The sequence below is a fragment of the Burkholderia sp. IMCC1007 genome (assembly GCF_027257875.1).
Classification (GTDB): domain Bacteria; phylum Pseudomonadota; class Gammaproteobacteria; order Burkholderiales; family Burkholderiaceae; genus Burkholderia.
In genome coordinates this window covers 23,587-44,965 of record NZ_JAPVQY010000001.1, presented here as the reverse complement: position 1 = coordinate 44,965, position 21,379 = coordinate 23,587, and the positions used below count along the sequence as shown (strand labels likewise).

The 21,379-nt window shown below is 68.4% G+C and carries 20 protein-coding genes; 6 read left to right on the top strand and 14 right to left on the bottom strand.

Translation table 11 applies throughout. The features are described 5' to 3' along the window. Nucleotides 1-18: 18 nt before the first annotated feature. Nucleotides 19-894 (bottom strand): LysR family transcriptional regulator, encoded by an 876-nt coding sequence (locus tag O1Q03_RS00215; RefSeq protein ID WP_269500983.1) that lies wholly within the window; start codon nt 892-894, stop codon nt 19-21. Nucleotides 895-1,033: 139 nt separating this feature from the next. Between O1Q03_RS00215 and O1Q03_RS00210 the strand changes: the two genes are divergently transcribed. Then, nucleotides 1,034-2,287 (top strand): MFS transporter, encoded by a 1,254-nt coding sequence (locus O1Q03_RS00210; RefSeq protein WP_269500982.1) that lies wholly within the window; start codon nt 1,034-1,036, stop codon nt 2,285-2,287. Between the two features lie 60 nt (nt 2,288-2,347). On the opposite strand, the gene O1Q03_RS00205 is transcribed toward O1Q03_RS00210, so the two are convergent. From O1Q03_RS00205 to O1Q03_RS00180, 6 genes are all read right to left on the bottom strand, one after another. Continuing rightward, nucleotides 2,348-2,632 carry a hypothetical protein gene (locus O1Q03_RS00205; protein ID WP_269500981.1) on the bottom strand — a complete coding sequence of 95 codons (285 nt, stop codon included), beginning with the start codon at nt 2,630-2,632 and terminating at the stop codon, nt 2,348-2,350. 104 nt (nt 2,633-2,736) lie between these two features. Next, entirely contained in the window at nt 2,737-3,543 is an 807-nt protein-coding gene (locus O1Q03_RS00200) for an alpha/beta fold hydrolase (protein WP_269500980.1), read from the bottom strand. An 88-nt stretch (nt 3,544-3,631) separates the two neighbouring features. Then, complete coding sequence (locus tag O1Q03_RS00195; protein ID WP_269500979.1) at nt 3,632-4,849, bottom strand: pyridoxal phosphate-dependent aminotransferase; 1,218 nt, start codon at nt 4,847-4,849, stop codon at nt 3,632-3,634. Then, on the bottom strand, nt 4,846-5,490 hold the full coding sequence (locus tag O1Q03_RS00190) for an RraA family protein (protein ID WP_269500978.1): 645 nt from the start codon (nt 5,488-5,490) through the stop codon (nt 4,846-4,848). Before O1Q03_RS00190 ends, O1Q03_RS00195 begins: the two co-directional genes overlap by 4 nt. A gap of 3 nt (nt 5,491-5,493) precedes the next feature. Then, nucleotides 5,494-6,174: an RraA family protein gene (locus O1Q03_RS00185; RefSeq protein ID WP_269500977.1), complete on the bottom strand. Its 681-nt coding sequence runs from the start codon at nt 6,172-6,174 to the stop codon at nt 5,494-5,496. 29 nt (nt 6,175-6,203) lie between these two features. Then, nucleotides 6,204-6,863, bottom strand: a complete 660-nt coding sequence (locus tag O1Q03_RS00180) for an RraA family protein (RefSeq protein WP_269500976.1) — start codon at nt 6,861-6,863, stop codon at nt 6,204-6,206. A 196-nt stretch (nt 6,864-7,059) separates the two neighbouring features. On the opposite strand from O1Q03_RS00180, the gene O1Q03_RS00175 reads away from it, so the two are divergent. Further along, a complete protein-coding gene (locus tag O1Q03_RS00175) occupies nt 7,060-7,956 on the top strand; it encodes a LysR substrate-binding domain-containing protein (protein ID WP_269500975.1) in 897 nt (298 codons plus the stop codon). 33 nt (nt 7,957-7,989) lie between these two features. Here the strand turns inward: O1Q03_RS00175 and pdxR are convergent, their stop codons facing one another. Further along, a complete protein-coding gene (gene pdxR / locus O1Q03_RS00170; RefSeq protein ID WP_269500974.1) occupies nt 7,990-9,462 on the bottom strand; it encodes a MocR-like pyridoxine biosynthesis transcription factor PdxR in 1,473 nt (490 codons plus the stop codon). A gap of 183 nt (nt 9,463-9,645) precedes the next feature. Between pdxR and O1Q03_RS00165 the strand changes: the two genes are divergently transcribed. After that, nucleotides 9,646-10,845 (top strand): GNAT family N-acetyltransferase, encoded by a 1,200-nt coding sequence (locus O1Q03_RS00165; protein WP_269500972.1) that lies wholly within the window; start codon nt 9,646-9,648, stop codon nt 10,843-10,845. A 76-nt stretch (nt 10,846-10,921) separates the two neighbouring features. Here the strand turns inward: O1Q03_RS00165 and O1Q03_RS00160 are convergent, their stop codons facing one another. Beyond that, the gene (locus tag O1Q03_RS00160; protein WP_269500971.1) at nt 10,922-11,425 is read right to left on the bottom strand and encodes a DUF3331 domain-containing protein; all 504 of its coding nucleotides are present in this window, start codon (nt 11,423-11,425) and stop codon (nt 10,922-10,924) included. 663 nt (nt 11,426-12,088) lie between these two features. On the opposite strand from O1Q03_RS00160, the gene O1Q03_RS00155 reads away from it, so the two are divergent. The 3 genes from O1Q03_RS00155 (at nt 12,089) to O1Q03_RS00145 (ending at nt 14,979) form a co-directional block, all read left to right on the top strand. Then, nucleotides 12,089-13,153, top strand: a complete 1,065-nt coding sequence (locus O1Q03_RS00155) for a 2,3-butanediol dehydrogenase (protein ID WP_269501518.1) — start codon at nt 12,089-12,091, stop codon at nt 13,151-13,153. A 201-nt stretch (nt 13,154-13,354) separates the two neighbouring features. Then, the gene (locus O1Q03_RS00150; RefSeq protein WP_269500970.1) at nt 13,355-14,011 is read left to right on the top strand and encodes a VC0807 family protein; all 657 of its coding nucleotides are present in this window, start codon (nt 13,355-13,357) and stop codon (nt 14,009-14,011) included. A 101-nt stretch (nt 14,012-14,112) separates the two neighbouring features. Continuing rightward, nucleotides 14,113-14,979, top strand: a complete 867-nt coding sequence (locus O1Q03_RS00145; protein ID WP_269500969.1) for a CPBP family intramembrane glutamic endopeptidase — start codon at nt 14,113-14,115, stop codon at nt 14,977-14,979. A 33-nt stretch (nt 14,980-15,012) separates the two neighbouring features. Here the strand turns inward: O1Q03_RS00145 and O1Q03_RS00140 are convergent, their stop codons facing one another. The 5 genes from O1Q03_RS00140 to O1Q03_RS00120 form a co-directional block, all read right to left on the bottom strand. Next, nucleotides 15,013-15,993, bottom strand: a complete 981-nt coding sequence (locus tag O1Q03_RS00140) for an aldo/keto reductase (protein WP_269500968.1) — start codon at nt 15,991-15,993, stop codon at nt 15,013-15,015. Between the two features lie 391 nt (nt 15,994-16,384). Next, nucleotides 16,385-17,059: a MarC family protein gene (locus O1Q03_RS00135; RefSeq protein ID WP_269500967.1), complete on the bottom strand. Its 675-nt coding sequence runs from the start codon at nt 17,057-17,059 to the stop codon at nt 16,385-16,387. A 164-nt stretch (nt 17,060-17,223) separates the two neighbouring features. After that, nucleotides 17,224-18,024, bottom strand: a complete 801-nt coding sequence (locus O1Q03_RS00130; RefSeq protein ID WP_269500966.1) for an enoyl-CoA hydratase-related protein — start codon at nt 18,022-18,024, stop codon at nt 17,224-17,226. Nucleotides 18,025-18,064: 40 nt separating this feature from the next. Beyond that, nucleotides 18,065-19,387 (bottom strand): phenylacetate--CoA ligase PaaK, encoded by a 1,323-nt coding sequence (gene paaK, locus O1Q03_RS00125; RefSeq protein ID WP_269500965.1) that lies wholly within the window; start codon nt 19,385-19,387, stop codon nt 18,065-18,067. A gap of 59 nt (nt 19,388-19,446) precedes the next feature. Then, nucleotides 19,447-21,003, bottom strand: a complete 1,557-nt coding sequence (locus O1Q03_RS00120; RefSeq protein ID WP_269500963.1) for a 3-hydroxyacyl-CoA dehydrogenase — start codon at nt 21,001-21,003, stop codon at nt 19,447-19,449. Between the last annotated feature and the right edge of the window lie 376 nt (nt 21,004-21,379).

The following is a 21,379-nucleotide window of genomic DNA, read 5'->3' as shown; positions in this document are numbered from 1 at the left end:
GGAGATCGCCGCGCCGCCCTACCACGCCAGCGCCAGAAAATTGCGCACCACCGCCGACGGCTCATCGCGCCGCGACGCAATCGCAAGCCGCGCGCGCAGGCCATTGCCCGCGACCGGCCGATACACGACGCCCGCGACCTGCACCTGCGTGATCGCCTTCGGCACGATCGACACGCCGAGCCCGGCCGCGACGAGCGTCACCGCCGACGCGATCTGCGGCGCCGGCTGCGCCATGCGCGGCTGGAAGCCGGCGGCGTTGCATGCGGCGACGATGTCGTCGTAGAGCGCGCTGCCCGCTTCGCGCGGCACCTGGACGAACGCCTCGTCGGCGAGCGCCGCCAGATCGATCCGGCGCCGCTGCGCCAGCCGATGCGCGACGGGCAGCGCGACGAACATCGGCTCCTCGTCCCAGTCCGCCGCGAGCAACGTGTCGGCGATGCGACGCTCCGGACGCACGATCGCGACGTCGAGCCGGCCGGCTTCCAGCGCCTCCAGCAACACGCCGGAGGTCGCTTCTTGCAACGTCAGTTCCGTGTCCGGAAACGCTTCGCGAAAGCGGCGAATCAGGTCAGCCACTTTCGAATTGAACGCCGCCGTGCCGGTGAAGCCGACCCGCAGTTGCCCGATTTCGCCGCGTGCAGCGCGCCGGGCCGCGCGCGCCGCGCGCTCGGCATCGTCGAGCACGCGGCGTGCCTCTTCCGCGAACACCTCTCCCGCGACGGTCAGCTCGGCGCCGCGCGCGGTCCGCGTGAACAACTCGACGCCCAGCTCGCTCTCGAGTGCCTTGATCTGCTGGCTCAGCGGCGGCTGCCCCATGCCGAGCGCTTCCGCGGCCTTGGTGAAGTTCGACGTGGCGGCCACGGCCAGAAAATATCGGAGATGCCGGAGTTCCATGCGCTAGGTGATCCCGGGGTAAATGGAAGCGGCTTCGCAGCCAGATCTAAAACGTATCGCTGCGGTTTCTTTCATATATTGGACATATGTGTGCCCGTGCGCAAGAATCCGGGTATTCCCTGGCACACCGGTGCATACCATGTCTTCTCCTGCGATTTCGCGTGCCGCCGCACGTGTCCCGAACGCCGCGGCCGATGCGCTGCCTGCCGGCGTGTCGCCGCGCTCGGCCGCTTACAAGCGCATCGCGCTGGCGCTGTTCCTTGCCGGCTTCTCCACCTTCTCGCTGCTGTACTGCGTCCAGCCGCTGCTGCCCGCATTCGCGCGCGAATTCCACATCGGCGCGGCGTCGAGTTCGCTGTCCCTGTCACTGTCGACCGGGCTGCTGGCGCTATCGATCCTGTGCGCCGGCGCACTGTCCGAACGCGTCGGGCGACGCGGGCTGATGTTCGCGTCGATGACGCTCGCCGCGCTGTTCAACCTGCTCGCGGCGATTTCGCCGAGCTGGAACCTGCTGCTGGTCTGGCGCGCGCTCGAAGGCTTCGCGCTCGGCGGCGTGCCGGCGGTCGCGATGGCCTATCTCGCGGAAGAAATCGCGTCCGAAGGGCTGGGCCTGTCGATGGGGCTGTATGTCGGCGGGACCGCATTCGGCGGCATGGTCGGGCGAATCGGGATGAGCGCGCTCGAAGAGTATTTCTCGTGGCGTACCGCGATGCTGACGATCGGCGTCATCGATCTGCTCGCCGCGATCGCCTTCGTGATGCTGCTGCCGCAGTCGCGGCGCTTCGTGAAGCGTACCGACCTCACGCTGCGTCATCACTTGCGGCTGTGGCATGCGCAACTGCACCACGCGCGGCTGCCGTTCGTGTTCGCGATCGGCTTCCTCGTGATGGGCGCGTTCGTGACCGTCTACAACTACGCGGGGTTCCGGCTCACGGCCGCGCCGTTCAATCTGAGCGCAACGGCATGCGGGCTGATCTTCGGCGCGTACCTGTTCGGAATGGTGTCGTCGTCGAGCGCGGGCGCACTCGCCGATCGCCTCGGGCGCGCACCCGTGCTCGTGAGCGGCATTCTCGTGTTCGCGGCCGGTCTCGCGCTGACGCTGTCGCATTCGCTCGTCGCGATCATCGTCGGGATCGTGCTGATCACGATCGGCTTCTTCGTCGCCCATGCGGTCGCGAGCGGCTGGGTCGGGCATCTTGCCGGTTCCGCGAAGGGGCACGCCGCGTCGCTCTACCTGCTCGCGTATTACCTCGGGTCGAGCGTGCTCGGCTCGATCGGCGGCACGTTCTGGCAACACGGTGCGTGGAACGCCGTCGTCGCGTTCGTCGCCGTGCTGCTCGTGCTGAGCCTCGCGGCCGCGCATCGGATCATTCGGGCGGAACGGGTGCGGTGAACTTGGTCACTGCCCGTTGACATGATCGCTTCTCCGTGAAGCTGCGTGATCCTGGTCCGGTCAGTCGCGGAGATAGCCGAATTCTTTCGGATCGCGCATCGAGATCGCGGCGATTGCTGCCAACGCGCATATCGCTGAAACGTACCAGTAGAACGCCGAATACGGATCGCTCATCGTCCGGAGCGACCCCAGCACCGGCACCGTGCCGAGCGTAGCCAGCACACCGAACACGACCAGGAAGCGCTTTCGCCCGATGCGATCCGACAGCGCGCCGAACACGGGCTGGATGCACATGAAGACGATCAACGCGGCCGTCATCATCGCCGACGCGCTCTTCGCGTTCATCCCGGCCGAATTCACCGTCAATCGCCGCGCGTTTCGAGCACGCTCTGCGTCAATGCGACTGAAGGAATCGTCGGCGTGAGCGTCGGGCTCGATCCGCGCACATGTCAGTTGCGTCGCGCATGAAACGCCGCGATCGCCTTCCACATCGGCACCGGATTCGAGTACATCGGGAAGTGACCGCAATCGGGAATCTCCGACAGCACAACCCCCGCTGCCTCGATCGCGCGCAAGTACGACAGCGACGCGTTCTGTTCGCCATACATGAACATCCGCGGGAACGGCAGACCGAGGAATTTGCGCATCAGGTCGCCGTTGTCGGAGAGGTCGACCATCGAGCGGAATATCCCGCCGACCGCTTCGGCCCGTACCTTGTGACGCAGGCTGGCCGAGTACAGCGCACTCGCGTACGCCGGTGCGTGGCGGGTCCGGTCGATGAAATCGTCGAAGAAGCGCTCGGCGCTGTCGCGCGGATGATCGACGATCTGTCGGCTCAGGAAGCAATCCTCGGGCGCGATGTTCCCTTCGATGTCGACGAAGCTCAGCACGCGCTCCGGATGCCGATGCGCGAGCATCAGCGCCGTCAGCCCGCCCATCGAATGTCCGACGAGGTGGAAGCGTGCGAAGCCGATCCGGTCGATCACCTGCAACGCGGTGTCGACGAGGAACGGAATCGAAATCTTCGACAGGTCCGCGCACTGCGTTTCCCCGCAACCGGGCGCGTCGTACACGACGAAAGGCCGGCCGTCGAATTCGCGATGACGCACGATGTCCGCGTAATCCTCCTTCGTCGAGCCGAAGCCGTGAAGGAACACGACGGGCGCGCCGTCGCCGTCGCGATGAATGGCCGAAACGTCCAGCGCGGTGCCGCGTACGGCGAACGAGAACCGCGACTGGGAAAACTCATCACGCATCTGATCGAATCCCGAGTAAAGATGACGTATGCCGGCCTCGGCACGACACGCGCGACCGCGGCCGGACGCAGATACCGGACAACGGCGCTCAGCCCGCCAGCGTCCGGCAGAAATCCTGGACCGCGGCGCACGCGCGCAGCAACGACTTGTCGTCCAGCGCGTAGGCAATCCTGATATACGGGTCCAACCCGAAGGCGCTGCCATGCACGGTCGCCACGCCTGCTTCGTCGAGCAACGCGTTCACCACGTCCTCGTCGCTGTCGAGACGCGTACCCGCCCGCGTCGTCTTGCCGATCAACGCCTCGCACGACGCGAACGCATAGAACGCGCCCTGCGGGATGTCGCATCGCAGGCCCGGCGCCCGATTGAGTTGCTCGACGACCAGATCGCGGCGACGCTCGAACGCGACGCGCGAATGCGCGATGAAATCCTGCGGCCCCGTCAACGCTGCCAGCGCGGCGTACTGCGAGATCGTCGACGCACCGGACGTTTGTTGTCCCTGCAACTTTTCCATCGCATCGATCAGCCATCGCGGCCCGGTGCCGAAACCGATACGCCAGCCCGTCATCGCATACGCCTTCGACACGCCGTTCATCGTCAGCACGCGTTCGCGCAATCGCGGTTCGACCTGCGCGATCGTGAAGAACGCCATGCCGTCGAAAATCAGGTGCTCGTAGATGTCGTCGGACAGCACCAGCACATGCGGATGCGCGAGCAGCACGTCGGCGAGCGCCTGCAGTTCCGCACGGCTGTACACGGCGCCGGTCGGATTGGACGGCGAGTTGAGAATCAGCCACCGCGTGCGCGGGGTGATCGCCGCATGCAACGCATCCGGCGTGAGCTTGAAGCCGCATTCCGCGCCGCATGCGACGGTGACGGACCGGCCGCCGCACACCTGCACGATCTCCGGATAGCTGACCCAGTACGGCGCCGGGACGATCACTTCGTCGCCCTCGTTCAACGTCGCCGCGAGCGCGTTGAAGATCACCTGCTTGCCGCCGCTGCATACGAGCGTGTCGCGCCAGTCCACCTGCAGCCCGTTCTCGCGGCGGAACTTGTCGGCAATCGCCTCGCGCAGCGCGCGCAGCCCGGCCACCTGCGTGTAGCGCGTGTGGCCCGCGCGGATGGCGGCGATCCCGGCTTCACGCACGTGCTCGGGCGTGTCGAAATCCGGCTCGCCGGCGCTCAGCGAAATCACCGCGGCGCCGCTCGCGCGCCGGGCGGCCACGCGATCCATCACCTTGTAGGTCGCCGACGGGCGAGCGGCGGCGAGAAAGCGGTTCAGCGTGTCGATCGGCGCGCTCATTGCCCGTTCCTCCCGCGCGTCAGCCCCATCAGCTCGAGCGTGCTGCGCCCTTCGCGTAACGCGTCCATCATCTTCGCTTCCTTGTCGGCGCGCGCCTGCCCCTCAGTCAGCGTCGCGTCGACGTGTGCGGCCGGAATCACGAGCACGCCGTCGTCGTCGGCCACGACCAGATCGCCGGCCGCCACCGGCGTTCCCGCGAAGCTGATCGGTTGCCCCACCGACGGCGCGCTCGCCTTGATCGTGCCGCGCATCGACACGCCACGCGTGAACACGGGGAAACGGCGGGCCACCAGCGCCGCGATATCGCGCACGCCGCCGTCGATGATCAGGCCGGCCACGCCTGCCGCTTCCGCGGCCACCGTCAAGACTTCGCCCCAGTACCCGGCAACGAAGCCGCCGGTCGAAATGACGAGCACACTGCCGCGCGGCACCTGCTCCATCGCGATATGAATCGCGAGGTTGTCGCCGGGCGAGCACTCGAGCGGATACGCGGGGCCAGCGACCGACGCGCCCGGCCACACCGTGCGGATGATCGGATCGACGGCGCTGGTCGCCAGGCCCGAGGCCTCGAACAGCGTGGAGGTTCCAAGCGTGCGCGCCCGCTCCAGTAGCGCCGCGTCGTATGTATGAGTCGCGTTCATCGTTCAGGCCTTGCTTTGCAGAGTGTGATAGCCGAGCGCCGCACGCGCATCGCCCAGGGTCTTGCCCTGCGCGATCTGTTCGCGAATGCGCGATTCGACTTCTTCGATCTGGCGTGCGACCTGCGCCACTTCCCGCGCACGGCCGCGCGGCACGATCACGACGCCATTCGCATCCGCGACGACGATGTCGCGCGCCGTCACGCGCACGGTGCCGATCGCGACCGTCGCGTTCACCGCTTCGACCTGCACGCGGTCCTTGCCGGTCCGCATGAAGCGGCCTGCGGTGAACAGCGGATAGTGGTCGCCGAGCGCCTTGTTCACGTCGCGGCACACGCCGTCGATCACCGTGCCCGCGATGCCGCGCAGCCCCGCGTACTGGGTCATGATGTCGCCCCACACCGTGCAGTCGGTGCGGCCGTCGTTGTCGATCACGACGACATCGCCTGGCGCGACGTCGTCGATGAAGTCGCCGACGGTGCCGGGCGGCACGCTGGCCGGCACGTACTTGACCGTGAATGCGGGGCCGACGACGACCTTCGTGTAATCGGCCAGCGGCATGATGCCGAGCGCCTGTCCGTGCAGCCCGAGCTTGTCCATCGCGTCCGACACGCCGGGCGTATCGAGCCCTTCGAACAGCGCGATCGGTTCCTGGTCGTCGGCCGTGGCCTTGCGTGAATTCGTCATATCAAATACTCCGGGATCAGGATCGGCGTTCAGCGCACCGCAATGGCTTCGAATTCCGTGTCGTGCATCACGTCCGCGACCGAGCGGCCGGCGCGCACGGCGGCGACCATGCCGGCCTGCCGCGTCGCGATACGCTCGCCGAGATCGAGCACGTCGTCGATGCGATCGGCCGGCACGAAGACCGTGCCGCAGCGGTCGGCAATCACGTAGTCATCCTGATTCACCGTCACGCCTCCCATCTGCACCCGCGTGCCGGAAGCGATCTGCACCACGCGGTTGCGCGCGCTGATCATCGTGACGCCGCGCCCGTACACCGGATAGCCGAGCGCTTCGCTGCCCTCGATGTCGCGGCTCAAGCCGTCGATCACCGAGCCGCGGATCCGCTTCGCGCTCGCCGCATTGGCCAGGATGTCGCCCCAGCACGAAATGCCATCGGCGCCGCCGGCAATCACCAGCACGCGATCGTCCGTCGTGACGGCATCGACCACCGGCGAGATGAGGTGCACGGTCGGCTTGGCATCGGTCTTCGGACCGAGCTGAATGGTGCTGGCACGCCCGACGACCTTCGGGCAGTTCCACAGTGGACGCAGGCCGACCGTCGCCCCGGGCAGGCCGAGAAAGTCGAGTGCGTCGGATACGGTGTTCGTGTCGAGCGATGCAAGGCGCTCGAGAATGGAAGGCTGGTTCATCACGCTGATCCCGGTTGACAAGTGCCGCAATCGTCGCCTCGGCAGCGTGGTATGTAAATTTCGTATTTCGTATCTGCGTGATACGCTTTCAGGATCACGGAAAGCGTGGCCTCGTGGCATGGCCGGCCCCATAATGGCGCGCCGTAGCCCGTGCGCCGCCGCCGCGTGCGCGCAATCTCATCCCGGGTGCCCCGCCATGAACAATACGATCGACTACCGGCTGATTCGGCAGCTGTGGATGTTTCTCGCCGTCGCCGAGGAGCAGCATTTCGGGCGGGCGGCGAAGCGGCTGAACATGTCGCAGCCGCCGCTGACCGAGCAGATCAAGGTGCTCGAGCAATCGCTGAAGATCCAGTTGTTCTACCGCTCGCGCCAGGGAACGCAACTGAGCCCGGCGGGCGCCGCGATCCTGCCGGCCGTCCGGCAATTTGCCGCTCAGGCCGAACGGCTGCAACGCGTCGTGCGCGAAGTCGCGGCCGGACAGTCCGGCGTGCTGCACGTCGGCGCGATCACGTCCGCGATGCTCGACACCGTTCCGCCGCTACTGGACTCACTCAAGCGCGCGCATCCGAACCTGACCGTGTTCGTCAACGAGATCGACAGCGTCGACGCGATTCCGGCATTGGAAGCCGGTGAGCTCGATCTGGCGTTCGCGCGCGTTGACGGCGAGGTCGCGAACGGCATCGCGACGATGCCGCTGGCCGAGGATCGGCTGGCCGTCGCGCTGCCGAGGGAACATCCGCTGGCGGCCATGTCGACGGTGCGGCTGCGCGCACTGATGGATGAGCCGCTGATCATGTCGTCGCGGCAAGTGAGCCCCGTCTACTTCGACATGCTGACGTCCGTCTGCCGCACGCACGGACTGACGCCGCGCGTGATTCACGAAGTGCGTTCGGTGACGTCGCAGGTTGCTTACGTCGGCTGCGGCCAGGGCGTCGCGCTCGTGCCGGCGTCGGTGCGCAAGCTTGCGCCGGAGAACGTCGTCGTCCGGCCGTTGAAGGAAAAGGTGACGGTCGTGACGGCGGCCGCGGTATGGAACACGAACCGACATCACCCGATGGTCGACGAAGTGCTCGAGATGCTGAGGAAATAGCGCGTCGCCGGAATCGACGCGCGCCGCGCCAGCTCAATCTCCGGCGACCCGATGCGCGATCGCCGACAACGTCCGCAGCATCGGCGCGAACGCATCGGCCGACGTATTGCCGAACCCGAGCACGAGCCCGTTGGCCGCCGATGTCGGATGGATCGAAAACCCCGACAGCGGGAACGGCCCGATGCCGTGCGTACGCGCCGCCTCGACGATCGCACGGTCACGATAGCGCGCCGGCAGCCGCAGCGCCAGATGGAGACCGCACGGCCCGCCCTCGACCTGATGCGGCACGCTGAATGCTTCGTCGAGCGCCGCGAGCAGCGAGCGCCGCCGGTCGCGATACAGCCGGCGCATCCGCCCGAGATGCCGCCCGTATTCCCCCGTCTCGATGAAATCGGCGAGCGCGAGCTGCACGTGCCGCGTGCCGCCGCGCAGCATCTCCGGCAGCGCCGGCCGCACCGCGGCCAGCAATGCGTCGGGCAGCACCAGGAAACCGATTCGCAGCGCCGGGAACATCGTCTTGCTGAACGAGCCGAGATAGACGACCGGCGAATCGGCGGCGAGCCCGTGCAGCGCGCCGATCGGCTCGCCGGTGTGGCGGAACTCGCTGTCGTAATCGTCCTCGATGATCCATGCGCGATGCCGGCGCGCGGCGTCGATCAGCGCAAGCCGGCGCGAGATCGACAGCACCGCGCCGGTCGGGAACTGGTTCGACGGCGTCGTATAGACGAGCCGCGGCGTCCGTTCGCGCCAGTCCGCGTCTTCCGCGCGCAGCCCCTCCGCGTCGACCGGCATCGGCACGACGTCGAGGTCGGCCGCCTGCATCGCGCTGCGCGCGCCGCGATAGCCGGGCTCCTCGACCCAGACGGTGTCGCCGGGGTTCGTCAGCAACTGCGCGCACAGCGCGATCGCGCCCTGCGCGCCTTCCGTCATCACGATCTGCTCGGGATCGCAGCGCACGCCGCGCGTCACGGCCAAATGGCGCGCGATCGATTCGCGCAGCGCGCGCTCGCCGAGCGGATCGCCGTACGCGAGCAGGTCGCGGCCCTCGCGACGCAGCGCGCGGTCGATCGCGTGCCGCCACGCGTCCACCGGGAAATGCGACAGCGCGGGCACGCCCGGCCGGAACCCCTCCGACTCGCCGCTGCCGATCAGGCTCGGACGGATCCGCCCGAGCCGCTCCGCGACGGCCGGCGGCGCGGCCCGGCGACGCGGCGCGGCCGGCCGCGACAGCCCGACCACCCGCGTGCCGCGACGGTCCGATTGCAGGAAGCCTTCGGCGACGAGCTGCTCGTAGACGGCCGCCGTCGTGTTGCGCGACACGCCGAGCGTCTCGGCCAACGCGCGCGTGCCGGGCAGCCGCGTGCCGGCCGGCATCGCGCCGCCGAGAATCGCGTCGCGCACGCGGCGCAGCAACTGACGCTGCAGCGAAGGCGCGCCGGCCGTGCGCGCGAGCGGCGCGTCGAGCGGCAACAGCGGCGCGTCGCCGGAAGGAAGGGCAGTCGTCATCGGGATCGCGGCGTGGAAGTGTCGGGGATCGCACCATCGGGGCGGCGCCGTCGTGGCACCTTCGTGCCATCCTCGTGGCACCATAAATTCAGCGTAGTCTGGCGCTTCTCATGGTACCTCGCCGCGACTACGATCGTCTGCATGCCGGCATGTCGCCGGCCGCCAACCGAAGCGAGATCGACCTTGTCCACGCTCACCAACGCCTTCCAGCAGCCCATCGGCCAACCCGTTCCGGGCTGGTCCGCCCGCCCGCGCCCCGAGCGCATCGTGATCGAAGGCCGCTACTGCCGGCTCGAGCCGCTCGACGCCGATCGCCACGCGGCCGACCTGTACGCCGCCTACGCGCAGGCGCCCGACGGCAGCGACTGGACCTATCTCGCGCACGGCCCGTACGCCGACGAGTCGGGCTACCGCGACTACGCGCGCGGCGCGGCGGCGAGCGCCGATCCGCTGCACTACACGGTGATCGACCGCGCGACGAACCGCGCGGTCGGCACGCTCGCGCTGATGCGCATCGATCCGGCCAACGGCGTGATCGAGGTTGGGTCCGTCACGTTCTCGCCGCTGCTCAAGCGCACGCCGATCTCGACCGAAGCGCAGTACCTGCTGATGAAATACGCGTTCGACACGCTCGGCTACCGGCGCTACGAATGGAAGTGCGACGACCTCAACGAGCCGTCGCGCAAGGCGGCCGCGCGGCTCGGTTTCCGTTACGAAGGCACGTTCCGGCAGGCGCTCGTCTACAAGGGCCGCAATCGCGACACCGCGTGGTTCTCGATCATCGACGGCGAATGGCCGGCCGTGCGGGCCGCGTTCGAAGCGTGGCTCGCGCCGGAGAACTTCGACGCGCAAGGCGCGCAGCGCGAATCGCTGATCGCGATCCGCCACGCGCAGGCGCGGGCTCGCGACGCGGCCGGCCGCGCGAACGATGCGACGCGCGTCACGGTGCGCCCGCTCGTCGCCGCCGACGAAGCCGCATGGCGGCCGCTGTGGCAGGGTTATCAGAAGTTCTACGAGACCGCGCTGAGCGACGCGGTGGTCGCGACCACGTGGGCGCGGCTGATGGATCCCGACGAGCCGATGTTCGTGCTCGGCGCATTCGATGCGTCGGGTGCGCTGGTCGGGATCGTGCACGCGATCTACCACCGCTCGTGCTGGACCGAAGGGCCGTACTGCTACCTGCAGGATCTGTACACGGCGGCCGACGCACGCGGACAAGGCGCGGGCGGCGCGCTGATCGAGGCCGTGTACGAACGCGCCCGCGAAGCCGGCGCGAGCCGCGTGTATTGGCTCACGCACGAAACCAATACGACCGCCCGCGCGCTGTACGACAGGCTCGCGAACAACGCGGGGTTCATCCAGTACCGGAAGGATCTCAAGTAACGCGCAACCGCGGCCGGCCGGCGTTCAGCCTGCGATGTCGAGCGCGTGGCCGTCCATCGATACGGCGGCGATTGCGTCAAGCAGGCGGCGCTCGGCAGCGGCCGGCCGGATCCGTCGCGTCGTGGCCCGGCTCCGGCACGCCGGCCCGCGCCGCGCCGTCCATGCCCGGCACCGACGCCGGACAGATCATCTCGTCGCCGTTCGCCGGCACCGGCCGCCGCACCGGCCGGAACACGGGCTCGCCCGGCTCGATCGGCTGTCCGGAGATCGCGCAGCGGCCGGCCATCAGCGCCACGCGCAAGCGCCACCGCTGCTCGCCGTAGTGGCAGCGCCCGCTGTCGACCCAGCGCACCAGCAGGGCGTCGTCCCCCGCCTCCAGCACCGTGACGAACAGTTGCGGCCGCAACGGCGACCGTGCCGCCGCGGCGTGTTTCGGCGCGGACGTACGGTCGAAGGCCTCGCAGGCCGCCGAAGGTCCGAGATCATCTCCGGGCAGCGGTATCGTGTCGTGCGCGCGGGATGTCGACACAACGCATGGCAGATCTTCTTCGCAGGTCAGGCTATCCAGGGTGTCAGGCATGCTTGGCGAGTGGTTTCATGTGAATGGCGCGGCGCGGGGCGTCCTTATGGCAGTTCGTGCAGCAGCGCGGAGCCGAGTGGGCAACCGAACGCGTCGACGATCACGCCGATCCGCTTCCAGACGTTCAACGCTGGCGCGACGCTCGCGACGGCGGCTCGACCAACCCGGGGGCAGCCGACGAGCCAGTCACGCTGCGCTCCGTTGCCAATCCGCCGCGCACGGAACCCAATCGCATCACCGCAAATGATACAAATTGAAGTTAACTTCAAGTAAAGGGGAAGCTTGCGCAACGATGCGTTTCGCCGATCGCGGCAATCGGTCGGGATGCCCGTGCACGCGTCTCACGCGGGGTGTCTCGGAATTCGTCTCATATCGGTGAGACGAATGTCCCGCCGTCTCACTGAAGCCGAATTTCGCAAGTGCAGCAAATTCGGCGCGCAATTTCGCCTCGATCTTCATCCATCGCCGTCAATCGACTTGCTGCGCCGCACATCAAACACCTTATCTCATCGCCGCCGAGCCGCCCATTCACGGTGGCCCCGTTCCTGCATATCGGTCGCTCGCGCAATCGCGCGACGGACGCGGTGGCCCTTGCCCCGCGCCCGACGACAACCTGACGGAGACACGAACGTGAGCACACCGGCACCGAACACCGCACCGAGCATGAAGGCCGCCGTCTGGCGCGGCCGCCGCGACATCCGCGTCGAAGAGGTTCCCGTTCCGGCCCACCCGCCGGCCGGCTGGGTCCAGATCCGCGTGCACTGGTGCGGGATCTGCGGCTCGGATCTGCACGAATACGTCGCAGGGCCGGTGTTCATTCCCGTCGACGCCCCGCATCCGCTGACGGGCCTGAAGGGCCAGTGCATCCTCGGCCACGAATTCAGCGGCGAAATCGCGGCGCTGGGCGCGGGCGTGACGGGCTTCGCGCTCGGCGACCGCGTGACGGCCGACGCGTGCCAGCATTGCGGCAAGTGCTGGTACTGCACGCACGGGCTGTACAACATCTGCGAGAACCTCGCGTTCACCGGCCTGATGAACAACGGCGCATTCGCCGAATACGTGAACGTGCCGGCCGAACTGCTGTACCGGCTGCCCGAGAACTTCCCGACGGAAGCCGGCGCGCTGATCGAACCGCTCGCGGTCGGGCTGCACGCGGTGAAGAAGGCCGGCAACATCGTCGGGCAGACGGTCGTCGTGGTCGGCGCCGGCACGATCGGCCTCTGCACGATCATGTGCGCGAAGGCCGCGGGCGCCGGCCGCGTGATCGCGCTGGAAATGTCGGCCGCGCGCAAGCAGAAGGCGCTCGAAGTCGGCGCAACGGTCGTGATCGACCCGAAGTCGTCCGACGCGATCGCGGAGGTCAAGGCGCTGACGGGTGGCTACGGCGCCGACGTGTCGTTCGAGTGCATCGGGCACACGGCCACCGCGAAGCTCGCGATCGACGTGATCCGCAAGGCCGGCAAGTCGGTGATGGTCGGCATCTTCGAGGAGCCGACGTCGTTCAACTTCTTCGACATCGTGTCGACCGAGAAGGAAGTGATCGGCTCGCTCGCGTACAACGGCGAATTCGCGGACGTGATCCGTTTCATCGCGGACGGCCGCATCGACGTGCAGCCGCTGATCACCGGGCGCATCGCGCTCGGCGACATCGTCACGCACGGCTTCGAGGAACTGGTCAACCACAAGGACCGGAACGTGAAGATCATCGTCCAGCCGGCAACCGCATGACACGTGCATGATGCCTGCATGACGAGCACGCCGGCCGCGAACCGGGCCGCGCGCCGCCGGCGTCGCGCATCCGCCCGGCCGGCGTGCGTTCGCGCCCGTTTTTGATGCGTATGTAACGAGCGACGTCCGCCACACGGGGTCCGACTTCGATATACTCGAAACCACATTACCGCTAAGCGCGCTACCCGCGCGCCCGCTCCCGTGAAACCACGAGCCGGCCTGATTCTCGAACTCGTCGTCAATCTGCTGCTGCCTTGGGTCGCATACCGGGTCGCGCATCCGTACTTTGGGGAAACCGGCGCACTGTACGCGTCGGCGGTCCCGCCAATCATCTGGTCGATCGTCGAATTCATCCGCTCGCGCCGCGTCGACGCGGTGGCGGCCATCGTGCTGTTCGGCATCGCGCTGTCGATCATCGGGATGGCGTTCGGCGGCAGTCCGCGCACGCTGCTGATGCGCGAATCGCTCGGGTCCGGCGCGATCGGCGTCGTATTTCTGCTGTCGCTGTTCCGCGAACGCCCGCTGATTTTCTATCTCGCCCGCGCCACCGTGGCCCGCGAGATGGACGGCGGCGCCGCGCACTTCGAAGCCGTCTGGGACGCGCAGCCGCGGCTGCGGCAGATGCTGCGGCTGATGACGTTCGTGTGGGGCGGCTTCATGACGGCGGAGATGCTGGTGCGCTGGTGGATGGTCGTCAGCTGGCCCGTCGAGCGCGTGCTGGTCGTGTCGCCGGTCATGGGCTACACGGTATTCAGCTGCCTGCTGCTGTGGACGTTCTGGTACCGGCGGCGGATGCGCGTGCGCAACAGCGTCGACATCCCGCGCCGCGGCGGCGTCACCGAAAGCGCCGGCGGCTGATACCCGACGGGCAGCCTGTCCGGCCGCCGCCGTTCGGGTGGCGTGACACGGCACCTGCTGTATGATGCGCGGCGTCCCGCCCGCCCATCCCTTTTCCCGTCATGTCCCTTTCGCTCCTTCCGTGTGCCACGATCTGGCTCGCCCTGTTCGCGGCCGCCGCATTCGCGTGGCATCGCCCGCTGCACGGCCTGAGCATCGGCGTCGCCGCGCTCGGCTATGCGGGCGCACTGGCGTTCGGCCAGCTCGCGCCGATCACGCTGGCGCCGTTCGCGCTGCTGATCGCGGCCGCCTGGGGCGTGTTGCCCGGGCGTCCGCTCGCCGTGCGCATCGCCGCGCACGCGCTCTTTGCCGCGCTCGCGATCGCGCTGAGCCTGCACCTGCTCCCCGGCTTCCACAATCCGCGCGTGATCGAGCCGACGCGGTTCACGCCGGATGCCGTGCCGTTCACGATGTACCTGAATTTCGACAAGCCGCTCGCCGGCCTGTGGCTGCTGTGGGTGCTGCCGTGGGTCGCGCCCGACGTCCCGCTGTCGCGCGCGCTGCGCACCGGCGCCGTGGCGGCCGTCGCGACCGCGGCGGCCTGCCTGGCCGGCGCGCGTCTGTTCGGGATGGTCGGCTGGGCGCCGAAATGGCCGGCGTCGGGCGGCATGTGGCTCGTCAACAATGTGCTGCTCGTGACGCTCGCCGAAGAAGCGCTGTTCCGCGGCTACGTGCAAGGCGGGCTGACGCGCATGCTCGGCCGCTTCGCGTGGGGGCCGTGGGCAGCGCTGGCGATCGGCGCGGTGCTGTTCGGCGCCGCGCACGCGGCCGGCGGCTGGCCGTGGATCGTGCTCGGCACGGTGGCCGGCGTCGGTTACGGCCTCGCGTGGCAGCGCGGCGGACTGCTCGCGGCCGCGCTCGCGCATGCGGGGCTGAACGTCATCCACTTCGGGCTGTTCACCTACCCGATGCTCGCCGCCGCGCGCTGAACGCCGCGCAGCGACCTCGCCCGCCGGCGTCGCTCAGTTGAACCCGGCCACCGCGTGCGGCACGTACGGGCGTTCGAGCGTCGCGATTTCATCGTCCGTCAGCTTCAACTGAAGTGCGCCGAGCGCGTCGTCCAGATGGTGCGGCTTCGAGATGCCGACGATCGGCGCGGTCACGCCGCGCTTGTGCGCGACCCACGCGAGCGCGACCTGCGCACGCGGCACGTTGCGCGCGGCGGCGATCGCCGCGACCGCCTCGACGATCGCCCGGTCCGCATTGGCCGTCGCGTCGTACAGCCGCTGGCCGACGTCGTCGAGCTGCTGCCGGCCGGTCGATTCGTCCCAGTTGCGCGTGAGCCGGCCGCGCGCGAGCGGGCTCCACGGAATCACCGCGATGCCCTCGGCTTCGCACAGCGGCAGCATTTCGCGTTCCTCCTCGCGATACAGCAGGTTCAGGTGATTCTGCATGCTGACGAAGCGGGTCCAGCCGTTCTGCTTGGACGTGTACAGCGCCTTCGCGAACTGCCACGCGAACATCGACGACGCGCCGATATAGCGCGCCTTGCCGGCTTTCACGACGTCGTGCAACGCTTCGAGCGTCTCCTCGATCGGTGTGCCGTAGTCCCAGCGGTGAATCTGGTACAGGTCGACGTAGTCGGTGCCGAGCCGCTTCAGGCTCTGGTCGATGTCGGTCATGATCGCCTTGCGCGACAGCCCCGCGCCGTTCGGCCCCGGGCGCATCCGGTAGAACACCTTGGTCGCGATCACCACCTCGTCGCGCTTCGCGAAGTCGCGCAGCGCGCGGCCGACGATCTCCTCGGACGTGCCGTCCGAATACATGTTCGCGGTGTCGAAGAAGTTGATGCCGGCCTCTACCGCGCGCTGGATGATCGGGCGGCTTTCCGCTTCCGGCAGCGTCCACGGATGCGTACCGCGCGTCGGCTCGCCGAACGTCATGCAACCCAGCACCAGCTTCGACACGTCCATCCCGGTCGACCCGAATTTTACGTATTCCATTGCACGCCTCGTCATTGAAGTGGGGATTGCGGCCGGATGCGCGCCGCCGCGGTTCAGTGCACCGGGCACGAACGGTGCGGCGCGCATCCGCCAGACGTCGCATGGTATCCCGCAGCGCGCAAACGCGTATCGCTGCGCCCGGTGCATGCCTCGCGCATCGGGGGCATCTGGCGCTGCGGGCGCGTCGGGCGCTCCGGGAGCTTCGGGACGGCTGGGCCGACGTGTCGCGCGGCGCGGATTATCCGGACGCGTAGTGGCGCCCGCCGGGCCATGCGTCAAAGGACGAACCGGTTACTTGATCTGGTCGGCGAGCGGCTGCAGGAATTCGGAGAAGCCGGTCATCCGGACGCGTAGTGGCGCCCGCCAGGCCACGCGTCGAAGGACGAATCGGTTACTTGATCTGTTCGGCGAGCGGCTGCAGGAATTCGGAGAAGCCGGTCAGCATGATCTGCACGCCGATGCACAGCAGCAGGAACGCCGACACGCGCTTCGCGACCTTCGTGCCTTCGGAGCCGAGATAGCGCGCGAGCAGCGCGGCGCGGCTGTAGGTCAGCCAGATCACGACCGCGACGAGCGCGGAAACCGCGATCGACACGATGCTCGACAGCATGAACTCCGACAGCTTGTGCGTGCGGTTCGCGTTCAGCGCGATCGCGGTGGCGATCGAGCCGGGGCCGACCGTCAGCGGCACGGTCAGCGGGAAGAACGCACGGGTCATGATCGCGCCCGCATCGATCGGCTTGACGGGCGTATCGCCGCCGCCGCCCGGGCCGTCGGGCTCGTTCAGCATCTGCCAGCCCGCCACCGCGACCGCGAAGCCGCCGCCGATCCGCAGCGCTTCCATCGAGATCCCGAAGAAATGCAGCACCGGCGTGCCGGCGAAGAACGCGACCAGCAGCACGATGAACCCGTTGAACGCCACCTTCTTCGCGAGCAGGTTCCGCTCGTGCTCGGTCAGCGCCTCCGTGCGTTCGAGAAACAGGAACGCAATGCCGATCGGGTTGATGATGCCGATCAGGCCGGTGAAGCCGAACAGGATCTCGGAGATAAGGCGGTTGACGATCATCGGAGCGAAGAAGCAGTCGGGGCTGGGCCGGCGGTGCGCCGGAGGTCACGCATTGTAGAGCAAGCGCCGGCGCCCGAGACGCAAATCTCGGCCCGTGCGCACGATGCCCGCCACACCCTCGCAACGCCCCGCAAGGCCCCTCGCCGCAGACCGCTGCCGCACCGCTACTCGGCGCCCGGCTCCCATGCCGGCGGCCGCTTCGCGAAAAATGCGGCGAAGCCCTCCTTCGCCTCCGGCGTCGCCCGCACGCGGGAGATCGTCTGCGCGGTGAAGGCCGCGCGCTCGTCCGACGGCGGGTACTCGCCGATCGCGTCGAAAAAGCGCTTGATCTCCATCAGCGCGTGCGGGCCGTTGCGGCTCAGCTCGGCGAGCGTCTTGTCGAGCGCTTCGTCGAGTGCATCGAGCGGCACCGCCTGATGAATCAGCCCGATCGCGACGGCTTCGCCGGCCGCGAGCTGAGTCGCGGTCAGCGCGAGCCGGCGCGCCTGGCGCTGGCCGACCGCTTCGACCAGATACGGGCCGATCACCGACGGCAGGATCCCGAAACGCGCCTCGCTCACCGAAAAGCGCGCGTGATCGCTCGCGATCACGATGTCGCAGGCCGCGCACAGGCCAACGCCGCCGCCGAACGCGTGGCCCTGCACACGCGCGACCGTCGGCTTCGGACACTGTCGGATCGCGCGCATCATCGCGGCAAACCGCTCCGCGTCGCGCAGGTTCGCGGCCGCATCGTTCGCGCTCGCGCGCTGCATCCACTGCAGGTCGGCGCCCGCGCAGAATGCGCGGCCGTCCGAGCGCAGCACGATCGCGCGCACGTCGTCGCGCCGGCCGAGCGTCGTGAACGCGTCGGTCAGCTCGGCGATCATCGTCTCGTCGAATGCGTTGAGCACGTCGCCGCGCTGCAGCGCGACGGTCGCCGTGCCGCGCGCATCGACGGCGACGGCCAGGGTCTTCAATCCATCCATCGAACAGGTTTCCTCGGGGTAGAACAGGGAACGGACACGCTCAGGCCGCATGCCGGCGATCGATCACGCGGCGCGCCTTGCCCGTCGCGCTGGCCGGAATGCCGCCCGCGGCGAGCACCGTCACGCCGGCCGACACGCCGATCATCGTCTTGATCCGGTGCTGCACCTCGCGCGCGATCGCCGCACGCTCGCCGTCGGTCACGCTCGCGACGGCCTCGGAACGCAGTTCGACCGCGAGATCGAGGCGGTCCATGTGGCCGTCGCGCGAGATCGTGACCTGGAACTGCCCCGACAGCTTCGGCTGCGCGACCACGATCTCCTCGATCTGGCTCGGGAACACGTTCACGCCGCGCACGATCAGCATGTCGTCGGAGCGGCCCGTGATCTTCGCGAGCCGGCGCATCGCGCGCGCGGTCGGCGGCAGCAGCGCGGTGAGGTCGCGCGTGCGATAGCGGATCACCGGCATCGCTTCCTTCGTCAGCGACGTGAACACCAGCTCGCCTTCGCTGCCGTCGGGCAGCACTTCGCCGGTCACGGGGTCGATGATTTCCGGATAGAAGTGGTCTTCCCAGATCACCGGGCCATCCTTCGTCTCGACGCATTCGCACGCGACGCCCGGGCCCATCACTTCCGACAGCCCGTAGATGTCGAGCGCGTCGATGCCCACGCGCGTCTCCACCTCGTCGCGCAGCGCCTGCGTCCAAGGCTCCGCGCCGAAGATGCCGATCTTCAGCGACGACTCGGCCGGGTCCATCCCCTGCCGCACCATCTCGTCGATCAGGTTCAGCATGTACGACGGCGTGACGAGGATGATCTTCGGCTCGAAATCGCGGATCAGCTGCACCTGCTTCTCGGTCTGCCCGCCCGACATCGGCACGACCATGCAGCCGAGCCGTTCGGCGCCGTAGTGAATCCCGAGGCCGCCCGTGAAGAGCCCGTAGCCGAATGCGTTGTGCAGCGTGTCGCCCGGGCGGCCGCCGGCCGCGCGGATCGAACGCGCGGTCACGTTCGCCCACGTGTCGATGTCGCGCGCGGTGTAGCCGACCACCGTCGGCTTGCCGGTCGTGCCGCTCGACGCGTGCACGCGCACGACCTGCTCGCGCGGCACCGCGAAGAGCCCGAACGGGTAGTTGTCGCGCAGGTCGTTCTTGGTCGAGAACGGGAATTTCGCGAGATCGGCGAGCGACTTCAGGTCGTCGGGGTGCACGCCCGCCGCGTCGAACGTCCGGCGATAGTGCGCAACGTTGTCGTACGCGTGGCGCAGCGACCATTTGAGGCGGTCGAGCTGCAGCGCGTGCAGTTCGTCGCGGCTGGCGGTCTCGATCGGCTCGAGCGCGGCGGCAGGATGCGTCGGGTGGGTCATCGGGGTGCTCCTCCAGTGGAGTGATGTCGTTGTCGGATTCGAAGTAACGGGGCCGGCGGCTACGACCGGAACGTGCGGCCGGCCGCGTGCAGCGCGGCGATGCGCGGCGACACGCGATAGCGGTCCTCGCCGTAGCTCGCCGCCAGGTTCGACAGCACGCGATGCACGCGGCCGATGCCGATCGCATCGGCCCACGCGAGCGGGCCGCGCGGGTAGTTCACGCCCTTCTCCATCGCGAGATCGAGATCGGCGGGCGAGCACACGCCCTGGTTGACCGTGTCGGCCGCCTCGTTCGCGAGCATCGCGACGGTGCGCATCGCGACCATGCCCGGCACGTCGGCGATGCCGACGACACGGAAACCCGCTTGCTGGAACAGGCCGACCGCATCCGCATACGCCGCGTCGCTGCACTGCAGTGCGCGCGTGAGCGCGACGAGCCCGGCCTGTGCGTAATCGCGCGCGAGATCGACGAGCACGAGATCGGCCACGCCGGTTTGCGCGGCGCGCACCGTCGCGGTGCGACCGTCGGTCAGCGCGATCGATGCGCGGCCGGCCACGGCGAGCAGTTCGTCGGCGTGCGCGCCGTTCTGCCGCGCGCCGGCGCTGCGCTCGGCAAGGCGCGCCAGCAGCGCGGCAGCCGGGCCTTCCTGCGCGAACAGCGCGACGTCGGCCGGCGCGTCGCGCGGCGGTTCGAGATCGGGCGCGGGCGGGCTCGCGCCGTCCGCATACGAATAAAAGCCGCGCCCGGACTTGCGCCCGAGGAAACCGGCGTTCACGAGCTCCTGCTGGATCAGCGACGGCGTGTAGCGCGGGTCGTTGAAGTACGCGCGGAACACCGATTCGGTCACCGCGAAGTTCACGTCGTGGCCGATCAGGTCCATCAGCTCGAACGGCCCCATCCGGAAGCCGCCGGCGTCGCGCATCACCGCGTCGATCGACGCCGGCGTGCCGCCCTGTTCGTTCAGCACGCGCAGCGCCTCCGCGTAATACGGGCGCGCGACGCGGTTCACGATGAAGCCCGGCGTCGATTTCGCCATCACCGGCTGCTTGCCCCACGCGGCCGCGGTGTCGTACAGCGCCTGCGCGACCTCGGGCGCCGTGGCGAGCCCGCTCACCACCTCGACGAGCGCCATCAGCGGCGCCGGATTGAAGAAATGCAGACCGGCCACGCGCTGCGGCGCGCGCAGCCCGGCCGCGATCGACGTGATCGAGATCGACGACGTGTTGGTCGTCAGCACGCAGGTATCGTCGACGTGGCGTTCGAGCGTCGCGAAGATCTCGCGCTTCACGTCGAGCCGCTCGGCCGCCGCCTCGACGATCAGCGCGGCGCCCGCGAAATCGGCCAGCGCGCGCACCGCGCGAATCCGGCTGCCCGCCGCGTCGGCCTGCGCGGGCGCCATCCGGCCTTTCTCCGCGAGCCGCGCGAACTGTGCGCGGATCCCGGCGAGCGCCTTGTCGCACGCGGCTTCGTTCAGGTCGTACAGCAGCACCGTATGGCCGGCGGCCGCCGCGACCTGTGCGATGCCCGCGCCCATCGCGCCCGCGCCGATCACGCCGACGACCGCCGACTGCGCCAGCGCGCCCGTATTCACCGAATGTGCAGAAGAAACAGCCATCGCTTGCGATCCGTCATGAAGTGAAAGTGCGAGCGATTATAAACCGACCGGTCGGTAGATTTATGTCAGGGCGAGCCCGAATTTGTCGTGCAATAGACCGTTACGGAAACTGCAAAGCAAAAAAATCGAACGGTCAGGGCACTTTTTGCAAACCGAAAGGTCAATGAAAGCGATCTAATGTGAGATAGTAGCCCCCGAACGCCTGATAAAATTCGACAAACCGCCGGATTTCACGGGGAAACTGCATGTCACGCCACTGCTGCCCGCGATCGCCCATCATCCATCCGGGGTCGCATCGCGGGTTTGCAGCTCGTCACGTGCCGGCACCGCGCGATCGGCGGCCGCCCGCATCGGGCCGTTTCAGTTTCACCCAGCG